This window comes from Burkholderia sp. AU31652, from assembly GCF_002223155.1.
Lineage (GTDB): Bacteria > Pseudomonadota > Gammaproteobacteria > Burkholderiales > Burkholderiaceae > Burkholderia.
This window is the reverse complement of record NZ_NKFG01000003.1, coordinates 1-17,762: the sequence shown is the minus strand read 5'-3', so window position 1 is coordinate 17,762 and position 17,762 is coordinate 1. Positions and strand designations below refer to the sequence as shown.

Sequence of the window (17,762 nt, the reverse complement as noted above, 5' to 3'; positions counted from 1 at the left end):
TCTCTCGTTACTTCTTGCGCTTGTCGGTATCGGTCAGGAACCGCATGCCTGCCGCGCGAATCGCGAATCCGTTCGGATAGCGCAGGTCCGCGTACTCGATGTCGTTGCCCCAGCGTTCCGTGACGGCCGGCCATGCAGCGACCAGACGCTGGCTCCGGTCATGCAGCGACTCGCTGTTGCGTTCCTTGCCCAGCTCGACCTGCATGCCGTTCGACAGCTTCACCGTCCACGCGTACCGCGCCGACAGCGTCACTTCTTCCGGCGCCGCCTTCAGCGGCGCAAACCATTTCCCGAAGTCGCGATACCGCGTGACGACTTCCTTCGCACTGCCCTCCGGGCCGTCGAACGCCGGCAGCTCCTGCTCCAGCTCGCCCTGGTTCGCGGTGAACAGCTCGCCATCGACGCTCACGAGCTGGTCACTGCCCCAGGTCCCGAGCGGTTTGTACTCCTCGAGCGTGACAGCCAGCGCATTCGGCCACACCCGGCGCACGCTCGCATGGCGCACCCAGGGCATCTGCTCGAACGCGGCGCGCGCGGCGTCGAGATCGACCGTGAAGAAATTGCCCTTCAGCCGGCCGACCACGCCCGCGCGCACCGTCGGTGAATTGATGTGCTCGGTGTCGCCGTCGATCCGGATTTCCCGCAGCGCGAACGTCGGGCGCTGGATCAGCCAGTAGCAGCCGGCCGCCGCCAACACGAGCAGCAGCAGCGCGTACAGCGCGCTGGCGGCAAGGTTGAGTTGGCGAACGTTGTTCCACATACGTCGTTCCGTTCCTGCGTCAGTCGTTGAGCGTGAGCGACAGCACCTTCACGACCAGCTCCGAATAGCTGATGCCGACCGCGCGCGCGGCCTTCGGCGGCAGCGAGTGGTCGGTCATGCCCGGCGCGGTGTTCACTTCCAGGAAGTACGCGTTCCCGTCGGCGTCGAGCATGAAGTCCGCGCGGCCCCAGTCGGTGCAGCCGAGCACGTCGAACGCCCGGCGCGCGACGCGCTTGAGCTCCGCTTCCTTGTCGGCGGGCAGCCCGCACGGAATCAGGTATTGCGTGTCGTCGGCGACGTACTTCGCGTGATAGTCGTAGAACTCGCCGGCCGGCACGATCTTGATCACCGGCAGGTCGAGATCGCCGGCGATGCAGGCGGTGTACTCGCCGCCGCCTTCGATGCTCTTCTCGACGATCACGATCGGGTCATGCTTGGCGGCTTCCGCGAGCGCGGCCGGCAGCGCGTCGGCCGTCTTCACCTTCAGCACCGCCACGCTCGAGCCCTCGCTCGCCGGCTTCACGAACAGCGGCAGGCCGAGCTTCGCGACGATGTCCGTCGCGCGCGCCGCGAGGTCGTCGCCGCGCAGCACCGTCTCGAACGGCGGCGTCGGCACGCCCGTCTGCTGCCACACGAGCTTCGTGCGGAACTTGTCGAGGCCGAGCGCCGACCCGAGCACGCCGCTGCCCGTGTAGCGAATGCCGTAGAAATCGAGCGCGCCCTGGATCTGGCCGTTCTCGCCGTAACCGCCGTGCAGTGCGTTGAACGCGCGCACGAACCCTTCATCCTTCAGCGCCGCCAGCGGGCGCTCGGCCGGGTCGAACGGGTGCGCGTCGATGCCCGCGTCGCGCAGGCCCTGCAGCACGAGCTTGCCCGACGTGAGCGACACCTCGCGCTCCGAGGACTCGCCGCCGAACAACACCGCCACCTTGCCGAAACGTTTCGGATCAATCCCGCTCATGTCATGCCTTCTGTTGAGTGTGCTGCGCAACCTTCGCCGGCACGCCGCCGATCGAACCCGCGCCCATCGTGATCACCACGTCGCCGTTCTGCGCGACCTTCGCCAATGCGTCCGGCACGTCGTCGACCGTCGCGACGAACACCGGGTCAACCTTCCCCACCGCGCGCAACGCACGCGACAGCGCGTCGCCGTTGGCGGTCGAGATCGCCGCCTCACCCGCCGCATAGACTTCGGTCAGCACCAGCGCGTCGACCGTCGACAGCACGTTGACGAAATCGTCGAAGCAGTCGCGGGTACGCGTGTAGCGGTGCGGCTGGAACGCCAGCACGAGGCGGCGGCCCGGGAACGCGCCGCGCGCGGCCGCGATCGTCGCGGCCATCTCGACCGGGTGATGGCCGTAGTCGTCGATCAGCGTGTACTGGCCGCCGTCCGCGGTCGGCACGTCGCCGTAGCGCTGGAAGCGCCGGCCGACACCGTTGAATTCCGCGAGCGCCAGCTGGATCGCGTCGTCCGACACGCCGAGATCGGTCGCGATCGCGATCGCCGCGAGCGCGTTCTGCACGTTGTGCAGGCCCGGCATGTTCAGCACGACCGCGAGCGGCGCGCGCCCTTCGCGGATCACCGTGAAATGCATGCGGCCGTCGCGTGCATCGATGTCTTCGGCGCGCACCTGCGCGTCCGGCGACAGCCCGTAGCGCACGACGGGCTTCGAAATGAACGGGATGATCTGCCGCACGTTCGGATCGTCGACGCACACGACCGCGCTGCCGTAGAACGGCAGGCGCTGCGTGAATTCGATAAACGCCTGCTTGAGCCGCGCGAAATCGTGGCCGTAGGTGTCCATGTGGTCGGCGTCGATGTTCGTGATGACTTCGATCACCGGATACAGGTTCAGGAACGATGCGTCCGACTCGTCGGCCTCGGCGACGATGAAGTCGCCCGTGCCGAGCCGCGCGTTCGCGCCGGCGCTGATCAGGCGCCCGCCGATCACGAAGGTCGGATCGAGCCCGCCCGCCGCGAGCACGCTCGCGACGAGGCTCGTCGTCGTGGTCTTGCCGTGGGTGCCGGCGATCGCGATGCCCTGCTTCAGGCGCATCAGCTCCGCCAGCATCACCGCACGCTGCACGATCGGCACGCGCTGCGCGCGCGCGGCCAGCACTTCCGGGTTGTCCGAGCGCACGGCCGTCGACACGACGACCGCGTTCGCGCCCTCGATGTTCGCCGCGTCGTGGCCGATCGCGATCCGTGCGCCGAGCGCCTGGAGGCGATCGGTCACCGCGTTGCGCGACAGGTCCGAGCCGCTGACCTCGTAACCGAGGTTGACAAGCACTTCGGCGATGCCGCTCATGCCCGCGCCGCCGATCCCGACGAAATGAATGTGTTTGACGATGTGTTTCATGTCAGCCTCCGCCGGGCCGCCCCAAGGAGGCTGACCGCCCCCTCAGGGGGCAGCGAACGAAGTGAGCGTGGGGGTTGTTTCATTTAAGTTGTTCCAGGTTCGCGCCGGCCGCCTTCGCGCACACGCGCGCGACTTCGTCGGTGGCCTCGGGCTTCGCCAGCGAGCGCGAACGTTCCGCCATGTCCGCGAGCGATGCCCGCGACTGGCCGCGCAGCCAGTCGGCAAGCAGTTCCGCCGACAGGTCGCGTTGTTGCACCAGCACGGCCGCGCCCGCATCGGCGAGGAACGCGGCGTTGCTCGTCTGGTGATCGTCGACCGCGTACGGGAACGGCACGAACAGCGCCGCCACGCCCACCGCCGCGATCTCCGACACCGTCATCGCCCCCGACCGGCAGATCACGAGATCCGCCGCCGCATACGCGGCCGCCATGTCGTCGATGAACGGCACGAGCCGCACGTCTTCGCCGGCCGCGAAACCGGCCGCTTCGTAATTCGCCTTCAATGCTTCGATGTGCTTCGCGCCGGCCTGGTGCACGATGCGCGGGCGTTCGCCCGGCGCCAGCATCGCCAGCGCGCGCGGCACGACTTCATTCAGCGCGGCCGCCCCGAGGCTGCCGCCGACGACCAGCACGTTCAGCGGGCCGCTGCGCGATGCATAGCGTGCTTTGGGCGCTTGCGTGCCGGCAAGTTCCGCGCGAATCGGGTTACCTGTCCATTCCGCGTGCGGCAGCGCGCCGGGGAACGCGACGAGCACGCGTTTCGCGAATTTCGCGAGCACCTTGTTCGTCAGGCCCGCGATCGAATTCTGTTCATGCAGCACGAGCGGACGGCCCGACAGCGCGGTCATCACGCCCGCCGGGAACGTGATGTAGCCGCCCATCCCGAGCACGACGTCGGGCCGCACGCGGCGCAGCGCGGCGAGGCTCTGCCCGCATGCGCGCAGCAGGTTGAACGGCAGCGTCAGCTTCGTCTTCAAACCCTTGCCGCGCAGCCCGCCGAACCGCACGTATTCCATCGGAATGCCGTGCTTCGGCACGAGCGTCGCTTCCATCCCGGCCGGATTGCCGAGCCACACGACGCGCCAGCCCGCCGCTTCCATCCGGTGCGCGACCGCGAGCCCCGGGAACACGTGGCCCCCGGTGCCGCCTGCCATCACCATCAGCGTGCGTTGCGACGCGGTCATACCTTCCCTCCCCGCATCGGCAAGACTGAACGAATGTTTTGGCTACGGCCGCTTCGCTTAACTTCGCGCGCTTCGCGCACGAAGTTAGCCTTCACCGAAATCGCGTACTGACGCGGGGAGGTCATACCTTCCCTCCCCGCATCAGTACGCGATTTTCGTAGTCGACCCGCAGCAGCACCGCGAGCGCGACGCAGTTCAGCAGAATGCCCGAGCCGCCGTAGCTCACGAGCGGCAGCGTCAGGCCCTTGGTCGGCAGCAGCCCGAGGTTCACGCCCATGTTGATGAAGGTCTGCGCGCCGAACCAGATGCCGATACCCTTCGCCATCAGGCCCGCGAACGTGCGATCGAGTGCGAGCGCCTGGCGGCCGATCTCGAACGCGCGGCGCACGATCCAGTAGAACAGCAGGATCACGACCAGCACGCCGACGAAACCGAGCTCCTCGCCGATCACCGCGAGGATGAAGTCGGTATGCGCTTCCGGCAGGTAGTTCAGCTTCTCGACGCTGCCGCCGAGGCCGACACCGAACCACTCGCCGCGGCCGAACGCGATCAGCGAGTGCGTGAGCTGGTACGCCTTGCCCTGCGCGTAACGCTCGTCCCACGGATCGAGATACGCGAAGATCCGCTCGCGACGCCACGGCGACAGCCACACCAGCATCGTGAAGGTGCCGATCGCGGTCGCGACGAGGCCGCCGAACAGCTTGCCGTTCACGCCGCCGAGGAACAGCACGCCCATCGCGATCGCTGCGACCACCATGAACGCGCCCATGTCCGGCTCGAGCAGCAGCAGCGCACCGACTAGGCCGACCGCGAACGCCATCGGCAGGAAGCCCTTGGCGAAGCTCTGCATGTATTCCTGCTTGCGCACCGTGTAGTTCGCCGCGTAGATCGTCACCGCGAGCTTCATGATTTCCGACGGCTGCATGTTCGTGATGCCGAGCGGAATCCAGCGGCGCGCACCGTTCACGCCCTTGCCGACGTGCGGGATCAGCACGATCACGAGGCCGACGAGCGCGATCAGGAAGAGTTGCGGCGCGTATTTGTCCCACGTCGACACCGGCACGCGGAACGCGATCACCGCCGCGATGAACGCGACGGCGAGCGAGATGCAGTGGCGCATCAGGAACGCGTAATCGTGATACGACGCGTATTTCGGCGAATCGGGCATCGCGATCGACGCCGAATACACCATCACGACGCCGAGCCCGAGCAGCGCGATCGCGACCCACAGCAGCGAGTAGTCGAAGTCGAGCATCCGCGAACGGCTCGGGCGCACGCCGTTGACGACGCTCGCGAGGCCGCCCGTCGCGGCGCGCGTGGCCGACGCGACGCGGCCGCCCGCGGCATTGCCGCCGGTGTCGCGACGATCGTTGAAACGGGAGACGAGGCGATCGGACCAGCTCATGGCGTCGCTCCTTTGTCGATGGCGATTTCGTCGACCGCCGCGCGGAACACATCCGCGCGATGGGCGTAGTTCCTGAACATGTCGAGGCTCGCGCATGCAGGCGACAGCAGCACCGCGTCGCCCGGCTCCGCGAGGTCGGCCGCCGCGTGCACGGCCCCTTCGAGCGTCGTGTGGTCGGCGAGCGGCACGCCCGTTTCGGCGAGCGTGTCGCGGATCGCCGGTGCGTCGCGGCCGATCAGCATCACCGCGCGGCACCAGCGCGCGACCGGCGCGACCAGCGGTGCGAAATCCTGCCCCTTGCCGTCGCCGCCCGCGATCAGCACGATCTTCTGCGCCAGCCCGTCGAGCGCGGCAACCGTCGCGCCGACGTTCGTGCCCTTGCTGTCGTCGACGTAGTCCACGTCGTCGATCGTCGCGATCACTTCGACGCGATGCGCTTCGCCGCGGTACTCGCGCAGCGCGTGCAGCAGCGGCGCGGCAGGCAGGTCGATCGCGCGTGCGAGCGCGAATGCGGCCAGCGCGTTCGCCGCGTTGTGCAGCCCGCGGATGCGCAGCGCGTCGGCCGGCATCAGGCGCTTCTGCGCGATGTCGGGCGTATGCGCGGCATCGCGCTTGCGCCGACGGGTCGTCGTCGCGGTTTCATCCGGGGCGTCGCGATCGACCGCTTCGACCAGCCACGCGATACCGTTATCGCGCGACAGGCCGTAGTCGCCGTCCTGCACCGGTTCGTTCAGGCCGAACGTGACCGTGCGCGGCGCGTCGGCCGCGCCGGCTGCCGGGGCGAACTTCATCACCGCCGCATCGTCGCGGTTCAGCACGCGCGTGGTCGTCGCGCCAAAGATCCGGCCCTTTGCCTGCGCATACGCGTCGAAGCTGCCGTGCCAGTCGAGGTGGTCCTGCGTGATGTTGAGGATCGCGGCCGCATCGGGCGCGAACGTGCGCGCGGTCTCGAGCTGGAAGCTCGACAGTTCGAGCACCCACACGTCGGGCAGCGCGGTTTCGTCGATCGCACTGGCGAGCCGGTCGAGCATCGCAGGGCTGATATTGCCCGCGACCGCGACCTTCTTCCCCGAGCGCTGGCACAGCAGGCCGGTGAGGCTCGTCGTCGTGGTCTTGCCGTTGGTGCCGGTGATCGCGAGCACCTTCGGCTGGTAGCCGCTCGTGCCGAGCGCGCGCAGCGCCTGCGCAAAGAATTCCAGCTCGCCCCACACCGCGACGCCCTGCTCGTTGGCGGCCGCGACCAGCGCCGCGAGTGCCGGTTCGAGCGGCGACAGCCCCGGGCTCAGCCCGACGAGCTCGATACCGCCGTCGAGCAATGCAGGCGTGAACGCCCCGCCGACGAATTCCGCATCGATGCCTTCGGCCTGCAGCGCGGCAAGGTTCGGCGGCGCCTCGCGGGTATCGGCAATACGCAGCCGGCACCCGTGCCTCGCGCACCATCGCGCGATCGCGAGACCCGATTCCCCGAGCCCCAGTACGAGCACCATCGGCCGTTGCCGATCTCCAAACATCTCGCCAGACATCCTTGTTACCTTTCCTTTACCGCAGCTTGAGGGTGGTCAGACCGAACAGGCACAGCATCAGCGTGATGATCCAGAAACGCACGACCACCTGCGTTTCCTTCCAGCCGGACAATTCGAAATGGTGATGCAGCGGCGCCATCTTCAGCAGGCGCCGCCCTTCGCCGTAACGCTTCTTCGTGTACTTAAACCACGAAACCTGCAGCATCACCGACAGCGTTTCCGCGACGAAGATGCCGCCCATGATGAACAGCACGATTTCCTGGCGCACGATCACCGCGACCGTGCCGAGCGCGCCGCCGAGCGCCAGCGCGCCGACGTCACCCATGAACACCTGCGCGGGGTGCGTGTTGTACCAGAGGAACGCGAGCCCTGCCCCACCCATCGCGGAACAGAAGATCAGCAATTCGCCCGCGCCCGGAATGTGCGGGAACAGCAGGTATTTTGAATAGACCGCGCTGCCCATCACGTACGCGAACACACCCAGCGACGCACCGACCAGCACGACCGGCATGATCACGAGGCCGTCGAGGCCGTCGGTCAGGTTCACCGCGTTGCTCGCACCGACGATCACGAAGTACGTCAGCACGATGAAGCCCCATACGCCGAGCGGGTAGCTGATCGACTTCAGGAACGGCAGCATCAGGTCGGCGCGTGCCGGCAGCCCCATCGACAGGCCGCTCCTCACCCATGCCATGAACAGGTCGAACACGCGCACGTTGTTCGCCTCGGACACGCTGAAGGCGAGGTAGACGGCCGCGAACAGCCCGATCACCGATTGCCAGAAATACTTCTCGCGCGACGACATCCCGCGCGGGTCCTTGTGGACGACCTTGCGGTAATCGTCGACCCAGCCGATCACGCCGAAACCGAACGTGACGAGCATCACGATCCAGATGAAACGGTTCGTCAGGTCGCCCCACAGCAGCGTCGCGACCGCGATGCCGATCAGGATCAGCACGCCGCCCATCGTCGGCGTGCCGGACTTGACCAGGTGCGTCTGCGGACCGTCCTTGCGCACGGCCTGACCGACCTTCATTTGCGTCAGCTTGCGGATCACCCACGGTCCGCACACGAGCCCGATCCCGAGCGCGGTGATGGTGGCCATCACCGCACGGAACGTGAGGTACGTGAACAAGCGCAAAAAGCTTGCGTCTCCTTGCAGCCATTGCGCCAGCGCCAGCAGCATGCTTCCTTCCTTCTACTCAGTGTGCAGCGGGCGTCGTGCCCGCCGCGGGTTGGTTCGTCAGCGCGTCGACCACGCGCTCCATCTTCATGTACCGCGAGCCCTTCACGAGCAGCGTCGCCTGCGCGCCGTAACCCGCCGCGAGCAATGCGCCGACCAGCGCGCCGACGTCGCCGAAATGGCGGGCCGTGTCGCCGTACGCGGTGCAGGCATCGCGCGACGCGTCGCCGAGCGCGAACAGCGCGTCGATTCCGCGCTCGCGCGCGTAGGCACCGACCTCGCGATGGAAGGCCGGGCCTTCGTCGCCGACCTCGCCCATGTCGCCGATCACCAGCACGCGCGGCGCCGGTTGCGCGGCGAGCACGTCGATCGCGGCACGCATCGAATCGGGATTCGCGTTGTACGTATCGTCGACGACCGTTGCCCCCGCGAGGCTGCCTGCGATCGCCTGTTTCACCTGCAGCCGGCCCTTGACCGGTTCGAACGATTCGAGACCCTGCTTGATCGCCGACAGCGCGACGCCGGCGCCCAGCGCCGCCGCCGTGGCGGCCAGCGCGTTGCGCGCGTTGTGCTCGCCGAGCGCGCGCAGCCGCACCGTGACGGCGCCCGCGGGCGTGTCGATCGCGAGTTCGCCGCCGTGCAGGCGGCCCGTGACCTGCGCGTCGTGTTGCCGTTCGGCATCGTGCAGCGCGAAATCGAGAATCCGGTTGCCGGTCGCCGCGACGCGCCAGATGCCCGCGTATGCGTCGTCGGCCGGGAACACCGCGACGCCGTCCGGCGGCAGCGCGTGAATCACGGCCGCGTGTTCGAGCGCGACGGCTTCGACCGTCGCCATGAACTCCTGGTGCTCGCGCTGCGCGTTGTTAACGAGCGCGACCGTCGGCGCCGTGAGGCGCGCAAGGACTTCCGTCTCGCCCGGGTGATTCATCCCGATCTCGATCACCGCGAGACGATGCGCGGCCGACAGGCGCAGCAGCGTCAGCGGCAGGCCGACATCGTTGTTCAGGTTGCCGGCCGTCGCGAGCCGCGCGTCGGCGCCGACCGCCGCCGCGAAGATCGACGCGATCATTTCCTTGACGGTCGTCTTGCCGTTGCTCCCCGTCACCGCGACGAGCGGCAGCGCGAATCGTCGGCGCCAGCCATGCGCAAGCGCGCCGAGCGCGGCACGCGTTTCACCGCCTTCGATCACCGGCATCGTGACGCCCGCCGGCACGTGCGCGACCAGCGCCGCGGCAGCACCGCGCGCGGCGACATCGCCGAGGAAGTCGTGCGCATCGAAGCGCTCGCCTTTCAATGCAACGAACAGGTCGCCGGGGCCGGCCGTGCGGCTATCCGTCGACACGCGGTCGAACGTGACGCCCGCGTCGCCGTGAACAGTTGCGCCGGGGATCAGGCGAGCGGCTTCGCCGAGACTGAGCATCGTCATTCGGCGCCTCCCTTGCCGTGCGTCGCGCGCGCTGCCAGCGCGAGCCGCGCGTGATCCTGGTCGGAGAACGTGCGCTTCTTGCCCATGATTTCCTGCGTGGCCTCGTGGCCCTTGCCGGCCAGCACGACGACATCCTCGCGTGCCGCGCCGCGCACGGCCTGCAGGATCGCGCTCGCGCGATCCTCGATACGGCGTGCGTGATCGGGCGCGGTCATGCCTGCGACGATCTGGTCGATGATGCGCTGCGGATCCTCGCTGCGCGGGTTGTCGCTCGTGACGACGGTTTCATCGGCGAGCCGCTCCGCGATCGCGCCCATCAGCGGGCGCTTCGTCGTATCGCGGTCGCCGCCGCAGCCGAACATGCAGACGAGCCGCCCGCCGCGTGCCGTAGCGATCGGGCGCAGCGCGTCGAGCGTCTTTTCGAGCGCGTCGGGCGTGTGTGCGTAGTCGATCACGACGAGCGGTTCGTCGTTCTGCAGCCGGCCGCCGAGCCGCTGCATCCGGCCGTTGACGGACTCGAGCCGTGCGATCTCGGCGAGCGCCGCGTCGAACGGCACGTCGGCCGCGAGCAGCGAACCGAGCACCGCGAGCAGGTTGCTGACGTTGAACGTGCCGAGCGTGCCGACCTCGACGTCCGCGTCGCCCCACGGCGAACGCAGACGGAACGCCGTGCCGGTCGCGGTGGCGCGCACGTCGAGCGCGACCAGTTCGCGATCGGCGTCCGGCACCGGTGCATCACCGATCCCGTACGCGATCGTACGCACGCGACCGGCCAGCTTCTCGAGCAGGCGCCGACCCGCTGCGTCGTCGCGGTTGACGACCGCCGCGCGCAGGCCGCGCCATGCGAACAGCTTCGCCTTCGCGGCTTCGTACGCGTCGAACGTGCCGTGATAGTCGAGGTGATCCTGCGTGAGGTTCGTAAACACCGCGATGTCGAAAGCCGTACCGTTTACGCGCCCCTGGTGCAGCGCGTGTGACGACACCTCCATCGCCACGGCCTTCGCGCCCGCGTCGCGCAATTGCGCGAGGCTGCGCTGCAGTTGCGGTGCATCGGGGGTCGTGAAACCGGTCGGCACGAGCTGGCCGGGCATCCCGGTGCCAAGCGTGCCGATCACCGCGCACGGCTGGTGCAGCGCCGTCAGCGCGGTGGCGATCCACTGCGTGCACGAGGTCTTGCCGTTCGTTCCGGTCACCCCCACCGCGAGCAGGCTGTCGCTCGGATCGCCATACCAGCCGCTGGCGATCTCGCCGGCGAGCTGGTCGAGCGCCGGCACGGCAAGCGCGACAGGAACGGCCGGCGCAGCCGCCAGCCCTTCCGGCTGATACAGCACGGCGGCCGCACCGCGCGCGACGGCTTCGGCAATGAATGCGCGGTTGTCGGCCCCGTCGACCGCATACGCAAAGAACACGTCGCCCGCCTCGAGGCTGCGCGTGTCGGCATGCAGTTGCGCTGCGGGGGCCACATGCTGACGCAGCCACGCAAGCGCGGCTGCAATCTGCTGATGCGCCGGATGGGAACTGCGAGCGGCGCTCATCGAACAACTCCTGGTGAATTACGCGTCGTGCTGGACACGATCATATGCTTCGCACCGCCACCCGCGGGCAGCTTTTGCGGCCCCGTCGCGGAAGGTGCTGCCGGCGAATCGTCAGACACGACGAGCTGCTTGATCGGCATGTTCGGCGGCACGTTCAGCGCACGCATCGTGTCGCCGGCGATCGCCGAGAATACGGGGCCGGACACCTGGCCGCCAAAGTGGCTGCCGGCGGTCGGCTCGTCGACCGACACCGCGACGACGATGCGCGGATTCGGCATCGGCGCCATCCCGACGAACGACGCGCGGTACTTGCGCGTGTAGCCGTGCCCTTCATGCTTGTACGCGGTACCGCTCTTGCCGCCGACGCGATAGCCCGGCACGGCCGCATCCGGCGACGTGCCGCCCGGTGCCACCACCGTCTCGAGCATCGCGCGCACTTCGCGCGCGGTGGTCGGGTTGAACACCTGCGTGCCCGCGACCGGCTGGTTGGGGTCGGTCTTGAAAATGGTCACAGGCATCAGCTCGCCGTCATGCGCGATCGCCGTGTAGGCGCGCGCGAGCTGGAACAGCGACACCGACAGGCCGTAGCCGTACGACATCGTCGCCTGCTCGATGCGGCGCCAGCTCTTCCACGGACGCAGGCGGCCGGCCACCGCGCCCGGGAACCCGACCTTCGGCGCCTGGCCGAGGCCGATGCTCGTATACATATTCCACATTTCCTCGGGCCGCATCGTCATCGCGATCTTGGTCGCGCCGATGTTGCTCGACTTCTGGATCACGCCGCCGACCGTCAGCGTGCCGAACCCCGCGTCGTCGGTGATCGGCGCGCCGTCGAGCACGAAATGCCCGTTGCCCGTCTCGACGAGCGTGTTCGGCGTCACGCGGTGCAGGTCGAGCGCGAGCGACACCGTAAACGGCTTCATGATCGAGCCCGGCTCGAACACGTCGGTCATGATCCGGTTGCGCAACTGCTCGCCCGTCATGCGCGAGCGGTCGTTCGGGTTGTACGTCGGGTAGTTGACGAGTGCGAGCACCTCGCCGGTGCGCACGTCGACGACCATCGCCGCGCCGGCCTTCGCCTTGAACTTCTCGACGGCGGCCTTCAGGTTCGCGTACGCGATGTACTGGATCTTGCTGTCGATCGACAGGTCGACGTCGGTGCCGTTGTGCGGCGGGATCTGCTCGGCGACGTCCTCGACGATGTGCCCCATCCGGTCCTTGATCACGCGACGCATGCCCGACGTGCCGGACAGCATCTTCTGGTCGCCCAGCTCGACGCCTTCCTGCCCTTCGTCCTCGACGTTCGTGAAGCCGATCAGGTGAGCGGTGATCTCGCCTTCCGGATAGAAGCGCTTGTATTCGTTGCGCTGATAGATGCCGGGAATGTCGAGCGCGGCGACCTTGTCCGCGACGTCGATCGGCACCTGGCGCTTGACGTAGACGAAACCCTTGTCTTCCGACAGCTTCACGCGCAGTTCCTTCGACGTCATGCCGAGGAGCTTGCCGAGCTGGTTGACCTTGTCGGCATCGAGATCGTCCGGCACCGCGTCGGGAATCGCCCAGATCGCGCGCACGGGCAGGCTCGTCGCGAGCACGAGCCCGTTACGGTCGAGAATCTTGCCGCGCGTCGCCGGCAGATCGATCGTGCGCTGGTAGCGGCTTTCGCCCTGCTTCCGATAGAACGCGTTGCCGGGCCCCTGGATCCAGAACGCGCGCGCGGCCAGCGCGACGAACGCCATGAACAGCAGGAACACGACGAGCTTCGAGCGCCACATCGGCAGATGCACGCCCAGCACGGGGCTCGACGAGAACTTCACGTTCTGGCGCTTGTGGGACGGCTTCATCGCGCGCCTCCCTTGCCCTTGCCGGCCGTGTCCGCGGAAGCCGGGATCGGCGCATCGATCGCCTTCGCGGCGCCCGGCGGCAGCGTCAGGTATTGCGTGCGGCCGGTCGTGATCGGCTGCATCTTCAGTGAATCGTTCGCGAGCTGCTCGATGCGCGACGTCTTCGACAGCGCGCTCTGCTGATATTGAAGCTGCGCGTAGTCCTGCTGGAGCTGACGCTCCTGCGACTGCGCACGCTGCAGCTGGATGAAGATCTGACGCTGCTGGTTCGTCGAATTGACGACCGACAGCGCGCAACCCATCACGATGATCAGCAGGAAGATGTTGAAGCGGCTCATGGCGTGACGCGCTCCGCAATGCGCATCACGGCGGAGCGGGCGCGCGGATTCGCAGCGACTTCCGCTTCACTCGGAAACTGGCGGCTGATGATCTTGAGCGGCGGGCTCGGGAGGTCGACGGCGCGGATCGGCAGGCGACGATCGACCGCAGGCGCACTCGCGTGCGCCTGCATGAATCGCTTGACGATCCGGTCCTCGAGTGAATGAAAGCTGATGACCACCAGCCGCCCCCCTTGCTCCAGCAACGACAGTGCCGCGTCTAGTACGACTTGCAGGTCCGCAAGCTCTTGATTGACGTGAATCCGTATAGCCTGAAAGGTGCGGGTTGCCGGATCCTTGCCCTTCTCACGGGTTTTGACGACGTGACCCACGATTTGGGCAAGCTCGCCCGTGGTGTCGAGAGGCCCAAGACGGTCGGACTCTGCCCGGCGAGCAACAAGCGCCTTTGCAATCTGAAAAGCAAACCGTTCTTCCCCATAATCCCGTATCACCTCCGTCAATTCCTGCACCGAAGCCCGTGCGAGCCATTCCGCCGCCGACTCGCCGCGCGTCGGATCCATCCGCATGTCCAGCGGACCATCGGCGCGGAAGCTGAAGCCGCGCGCCGGATCGTCCACCTGCGGCGAGGACACGCCCAGGTCGAGCAACACCCCCGACACCTTCTCGACGCCGCGCGCCGCAAGCGCGTCGCGCATCGATGCAAAGCTGTCATGCACGATCGAGAAGCGCGCATCCTCGATGCCCTGCGCCGTCTCGATCGCCCTCGGATCCTTGTCGAACGCGATCAGCCGCCCGCCCGGCGCCAGCCGCGCGAGCACCGCACGGCTATGGCCGCCGCGCCCGAACGTACCGTCGACATAAATGCCGTCCGGTCGCGTCACGAGCGATTCGACCGCTTCGTCCAACAACACGGTCCGATGCTGCAATTCGTTTCCCATCGCGGGCGTCTCCGTCACCGCAATCAGAACGTGAAATTCTTCAGCGCGTCGGGCATGCCCTGCGCCATCGCTGCCTGCTCCTTCGCGTTGTAGGTCTGCGAATCCCACAGCTCGAAGTGACTACCCATTCCCAACAACATGACTTCCTTTTCCAGTCCGGCTGCCATGCGCAGCTCGGGCGATACGAGAATCCGGCCCGCGCTGTCGAGATCGACATCCATCGCATTGCCGAGAAAAATGCGCCGCCACCAGTGCGCGTCCATCGGCAGCGCGGCGATCTTGGCGCGGAATACCTCCCATTCCGGGCGCGGAAACAGCAACAGGCAGCCGTCCGGGTGCTTGGTCACAGTCACCCGTCCTTCTGCCTGTCCTTGCAGCGCTTCGCGATAGCGAGCCGGCACCGACATCCGCCCTTTCGCATCGAGCGTCAGCGCCGACGCCCCTTGGAACACTTTCCGCTCTCCCGTTCAGGGCACCGAAGCACCCGCTCAATGCTGAGAATTTAGCCGGAATAGCCCGCCAAATCACACAAAAATACACTTTCTCACACTGTCTCCCACTTTAGAGGAAGGGTGTGGCACGGTCAAGGGAGCGGCCCGCTTTTTTGACGAATTTTGTTAGTTAGAACAAGGACTTACGCGCACATGCTCATGCGGCCCCTCATTCTAAAAACCGTTATAAATGAATGAGCTAGTGCAACTTGTGAAGGTGATACGTGAGAAAGGCGGGCCAGACGGGTGTGCGGACGGGGCTTTCGGGGGCGGGAAAACGAGGAATAAACGGGCGGTATCAGCGGTGGGGAACCGGGGCGACGTCACGCATCGCCCCGGTGGGAATCTCACAGATAGTACGCAGTGCTCGTCATGACTTTCGACGCGGCGCGCATCAGCATCCGCGCGGGCAGCGGCAGCTCGATCCCGCCTGCGTCGGCCGCGGCCTTGCCGTGCTTCACCTCGTCGATCCGCATCTGGTCGACGATCGCGCGCGACGCGGTATCGGCCGCCGGCAACTCGGACATGTGGCCTTCGAGATGGCTCTCGACCTGCCGCTCGGTCTCGGCCATGAAGCCGAGGCTGACCTTGTCGCCGAGCGCGCCGGCCGCCACGCCGATTGCGAGCGAACCCGCATACCAGAGCGGGTTCAGCAGGCTCGGGCGCGAGTCGAGCTCTTTCAGGCGATGCGCGGTCCACGCGAGGTGATCCTCCTCCTCGCGTGCGGCCTCCTCGAACATCGCCTTCGCCGACGCCGTGCGCGCGGTGAGTTTCTGCGCCTGGTACAGCGCCTGCGCGCAGACCTCGCCGACGTGGTTCACGCGCATCAGCCCGGCGGCATGCGTACGCTCCGCAGGCGTCAGCTCGACGGCCGGCGCCTCCGCCGGCGCGGGCACCGGCCGGCTCATCCGGCTAATGCCGGTCAGCGATCGCAGGCCGCGATCGAATTCGCTGATCAGTTCATCCAACACCATCCTGTTCTCCTGGCTGCAGGTGCTGCCGCGAGCGGCAAGGGCACGAGTCCGCTGCGTAACCGACTTGATTATTCAGCGGAAATTGCGGTTAACCCGTGATTTTAACCATTGTTGCATAAAGGAAACATGGCGACCTTGAGCTTCGGCATTTCGCTTTGTGGCAAAAAACGGTTTTGCTACATTACGTGCGACTTCTTGCGAAGTTGATGGGGCCCGTCAACAGAACATAACTATCCGCCCCGCCAGAAAAATTCAGTGAATTTTGGAGATCCGTTAATGAAAAAGTCGCTTCTCGCGCTCGTCGCGCTGGGCGCGTTCGCTGGCGCTGCCCATGCGCAAAGCAGCGTGACGCTTTACGGCATCATCGATGAAGGCCTGCTCTTCAACAACAACGCGGGCGGCAAGCATCTGTACAGCATGGCCAGCGGCGTGATGCAAGGCAGCCGCTTCGGCCTGCGCGGCACCGAAGACCTCGGTGGCGGCCTGAAGGCGATCTTCACCCTCGAAAACGGTTTCGACGTGAACAGCGGCAAGCTCGGTCAGGGCGGCCTGATGTTCGGTCGTCAGGCTTACGTCGGCCTGTCGAGCCAGTACGGTACGGTCACGCTGGGTCGTCAATACGACTCCGTCGTCGACTTCGTCGGCCCGCTCGAGGCAGGCGACCAGTGGGGCGGCTACATCGCCGCTCACCCGGGCGACCTCGACAACTTCAACAACGCGTATCGCGTGAACAACGCAGTCAAGTTCACGAGCCCGACCTACGGCGGCTTCTCGTTCGGCGGCCTGTACAGCTTCGGCGGTCAGGCAGGCCAGTTCTCGAAGAACCAGGTCTGGTCGCTCGGCGCAGGCTACAACAACGGCCCGCTGGTCTTGGGCGTCGGCTACTTGAACGCACGTACGCCGAACCAGTTCGGCGGCATGTTCAACAACGGCTCGGCGTCTTCGTCGGTCTCGTCGCCGATCTACGGCGGGTACGCGAACAACGCGAACACGTACCAGGTCATCGGTGCAGGCGGCGCCTACACGTTCGGCGCAGCGACGATCGGCGCGACGTACTCGAACACGAAGTTCAAGGGCTTCTCGGCAGGCCCGTTCGTGAACCAGACCGCGACGTTCAACAACGGCGAAATCAACTTCAAGTATCAGCTGACCCCGGCGCTGATTCTCGGCGCTGCGTACGACTACACGCAAGGCAGCAAGATCGACGGCAACTCGGCAGCCAAGTACCACCAAGGCTCGCTGGGCGTCGACTACTTCCTGTCGAAGCGTACCGACGTGTACGCAATCGGCGTGTACCAGCACGCATCGGGCAACGTGCTCGACTCGAACGGCAACGTCCTGAAGGCGACGGCAGCGATCAACGGTCTCGCAGGTTCGAGCTCGGCCAACCAGGTCGCAGCACGCGTCGGCATCCGTCACAAGTTCTAATCAGCTTGCCTGGCAAGCCGCAGCATATTGAAGGCGCCTTCGGGCGCCTTTTTCTTTTCCGGTCGGTGCAGCCGCGAAGCCGGAGCGTGGCGAACCGTATCGACTCCGATGCGCTCATCGAGAAGGCACCGTCCTGTCCTTGCTGCGTCGTAACGCATTGCTGCCGCATCGAGCCACTCCAGAAGCCGCCTCGCGCGGAAACAGCCTCATCCGGGTCAAGCCGCAAACGAAAAAGCCCGGCACAAGCCGGGCTTAATAGGATGGTCAGCCCGATCCTCACTCAGTGGACTACGCTGAGTGAGGATTTTGTCCTTCTGGAGGGCCATCATGGACACGGTATCGCTGATCGGAATCGATCTCGGCAAGCACTGCTT

General features: G+C 66.6%; 15 protein-coding genes. 1 reads left to right on the top strand and 14 read right to left on the bottom strand.

Annotated elements, in window-relative coordinates:
* Window positions 1–7: 7 nt before the first annotated feature.
* The 14 genes from CFB40_RS02670 to coq7 all read right to left on the bottom strand — a co-directional run bounded on the left by CFB40_RS02670 (window position 8) and on the right by coq7 (window position 15,960).
* Window positions 8–760, bottom strand: coding sequence for a cell division protein FtsQ/DivIB (locus CFB40_RS02670; RefSeq protein ID WP_011350842.1), 753 nt, complete (start codon window positions 758–760; stop codon window positions 8–10).
* Window positions 761–779: 19 nt separating this feature from the next.
* Window positions 780–1,721, bottom strand: a complete 942-nt coding sequence (locus tag CFB40_RS02665; protein ID WP_089424424.1) for a D-alanine--D-alanine ligase — start codon at window positions 1,719–1,721, stop codon at window positions 780–782.
* Between the two features lies 1 nt (window position 1,722).
* Window positions 1,723–3,120 carry a UDP-N-acetylmuramate--L-alanine ligase gene (gene murC / locus CFB40_RS02660; protein WP_089424423.1) on the bottom strand — a complete coding sequence of 466 codons (1,398 nt, stop codon included), beginning with the start codon at window positions 3,118–3,120 and terminating at the stop codon, window positions 1,723–1,725.
* Between the two features lie 79 nt (window positions 3,121–3,199).
* On the bottom strand, window positions 3,200–4,303 hold the full coding sequence (gene murG / locus CFB40_RS02655) for an undecaprenyldiphospho-muramoylpentapeptide beta-N-acetylglucosaminyltransferase (protein WP_089424422.1): 1,104 nt from the start codon (window positions 4,301–4,303) through the stop codon (window positions 3,200–3,202).
* Between the two features lie 121 nt (window positions 4,304–4,424).
* Complete coding sequence (gene ftsW, locus CFB40_RS02650; protein ID WP_069247050.1) at window positions 4,425–5,708, bottom strand: putative lipid II flippase FtsW; 1,284 nt, start codon at window positions 5,706–5,708, stop codon at window positions 4,425–4,427.
* The gene (gene murD, locus CFB40_RS02645) at window positions 5,705–7,219 is read right to left on the bottom strand and encodes a UDP-N-acetylmuramoyl-L-alanine--D-glutamate ligase (RefSeq protein WP_089424421.1); all 1,515 of its coding nucleotides are present in this window, start codon (window positions 7,217–7,219) and stop codon (window positions 5,705–5,707) included. Before murD ends, ftsW begins: the two co-directional genes overlap by 4 nt.
* Before the next feature lie 28 nt (window positions 7,220–7,247).
* Window positions 7,248–8,417, bottom strand: coding sequence for a phospho-N-acetylmuramoyl-pentapeptide-transferase (gene mraY, locus CFB40_RS02640; protein WP_006477019.1), 1,170 nt, complete (start codon window positions 8,415–8,417; stop codon window positions 7,248–7,250).
* 16 nt (window positions 8,418–8,433) lie between these two features.
* Window positions 8,434–9,840 carry a UDP-N-acetylmuramoyl-tripeptide--D-alanyl-D-alanine ligase gene (locus CFB40_RS02635; protein WP_089430571.1) on the bottom strand — a complete coding sequence of 469 codons (1,407 nt, stop codon included), beginning with the start codon at window positions 9,838–9,840 and terminating at the stop codon, window positions 8,434–8,436.
* Window positions 9,837–11,375 carry a UDP-N-acetylmuramoyl-L-alanyl-D-glutamate--2,6-diaminopimelate ligase gene (locus tag CFB40_RS02630; protein ID WP_089430570.1) on the bottom strand — a complete coding sequence of 513 codons (1,539 nt, stop codon included), beginning with the start codon at window positions 11,373–11,375 and terminating at the stop codon, window positions 9,837–9,839. Before CFB40_RS02630 ends, CFB40_RS02635 begins: the two co-directional genes overlap by 4 nt.
* Window positions 11,372–13,219, bottom strand: coding sequence for a peptidoglycan D,D-transpeptidase FtsI family protein (locus CFB40_RS02625; RefSeq protein ID WP_089430569.1), 1,848 nt, complete (start codon window positions 13,217–13,219; stop codon window positions 11,372–11,374). The genes CFB40_RS02630 and CFB40_RS02625 overlap by 4 nt, the downstream gene beginning before the upstream one ends.
* On the bottom strand, window positions 13,216–13,557 hold the full coding sequence (gene ftsL / locus CFB40_RS02620) for a cell division protein FtsL (protein ID WP_009694564.1): 342 nt from the start codon (window positions 13,555–13,557) through the stop codon (window positions 13,216–13,218). Before ftsL ends, CFB40_RS02625 begins: the two co-directional genes overlap by 4 nt.
* Window positions 13,554–14,495 (bottom strand): 16S rRNA (cytosine(1402)-N(4))-methyltransferase RsmH, encoded by a 942-nt coding sequence (gene rsmH / locus CFB40_RS02615; RefSeq protein WP_011350832.1) that lies wholly within the window; start codon window positions 14,493–14,495, stop codon window positions 13,554–13,556. Before rsmH ends, ftsL begins: the two co-directional genes overlap by 4 nt.
* A 23-nt stretch (window positions 14,496–14,518) precedes the next feature.
* Window positions 14,519–14,947 (bottom strand): division/cell wall cluster transcriptional repressor MraZ, encoded by a 429-nt coding sequence (gene mraZ / locus CFB40_RS02610; RefSeq protein ID WP_006487094.1) that lies wholly within the window; start codon window positions 14,945–14,947, stop codon window positions 14,519–14,521.
* Between the two features lie 386 nt (window positions 14,948–15,333).
* Window positions 15,334–15,960, bottom strand: coding sequence for a 2-polyprenyl-3-methyl-6-methoxy-1,4-benzoquinone monooxygenase (gene coq7 / locus CFB40_RS02605; protein WP_089424416.1), 627 nt, complete (start codon window positions 15,958–15,960; stop codon window positions 15,334–15,336).
* 276 nt (window positions 15,961–16,236) lie between these two features.
* Here coq7 and CFB40_RS02600 point away from each other — a divergent pair, with 276 nt between their 5' ends.
* Window positions 16,237–17,388, top strand: coding sequence for a porin (locus CFB40_RS02600; RefSeq protein WP_089424415.1), 1,152 nt, complete (start codon window positions 16,237–16,239; stop codon window positions 17,386–17,388).
* Window positions 17,389–17,762: the final 374 nt, after the last annotated feature.

Excerpts from the sequence above, each read along its gene's own strand:
- CFB40_RS02670 (WP_011350842.1), bottom strand. The coding sequence starts at position 760 with ATGTGGAACAACGTTCGCCAACTCAACCTTGCCGCCAGCGCGCTGTAC.
- ftsL (WP_009694564.1), bottom strand. The coding sequence starts at position 13,557 with ATGAGCCGCTTCAACATCTTCCTGCTGATCATCGTGATGGGTTGCGCG.
- CFB40_RS02630 (WP_089430570.1), bottom strand. The coding sequence starts at position 11,375 with ATGAGCGCCGCTCGCAGTTCCCATCCGGCGCATCAGCAGATTGCAGCC.
- rsmH (WP_011350832.1), bottom strand. The coding sequence starts at position 14,495 with ATGGGAAACGAATTGCAGCATCGGACCGTGTTGTTGGACGAAGCGGTC.
- mraY (WP_006477019.1), bottom strand. The coding sequence starts at position 8,417 with ATGCTGCTGGCGCTGGCGCAATGGCTGCAAGGAGACGCAAGCTTTTTG.
- murG (WP_089424422.1), bottom strand. The coding sequence starts at position 4,303 with ATGACCGCGTCGCAACGCACGCTGATGGTGATGGCAGGCGGCACCGGG.
- CFB40_RS02665 (WP_089424424.1), bottom strand. The coding sequence starts at position 1,721 with ATGAGCGGGATTGATCCGAAACGTTTCGGCAAGGTGGCGGTGTTGTTC.
- CFB40_RS02600 (WP_089424415.1), top strand. The coding sequence starts at position 16,237 with ATGAAAAAGTCGCTTCTCGCGCTCGTCGCGCTGGGCGCGTTCGCTGGC.
- ftsW (WP_069247050.1), bottom strand. The coding sequence starts at position 5,708 with ATGAGCTGGTCCGATCGCCTCGTCTCCCGTTTCAACGATCGTCGCGAC.
- CFB40_RS02625 (WP_089430569.1), bottom strand. The coding sequence starts at position 13,219 with ATGAAGCCGTCCCACAAGCGCCAGAACGTGAAGTTCTCGTCGAGCCCC.
- coq7 (WP_089424416.1), bottom strand. The coding sequence starts at position 15,960 with ATGGTGTTGGATGAACTGATCAGCGAATTCGATCGCGGCCTGCGATCG.
- murD (WP_089424421.1), bottom strand. The coding sequence starts at position 7,219 with ATGTTTGGAGATCGGCAACGGCCGATGGTGCTCGTACTGGGGCTCGGG.
- CFB40_RS02635 (WP_089430571.1), bottom strand. The coding sequence starts at position 9,840 with ATGACGATGCTCAGTCTCGGCGAAGCCGCTCGCCTGATCCCCGGCGCA.
- murC (WP_089424423.1), bottom strand. The coding sequence starts at position 3,120 with ATGAAACACATCGTCAAACACATTCATTTCGTCGGGATCGGCGGCGCG.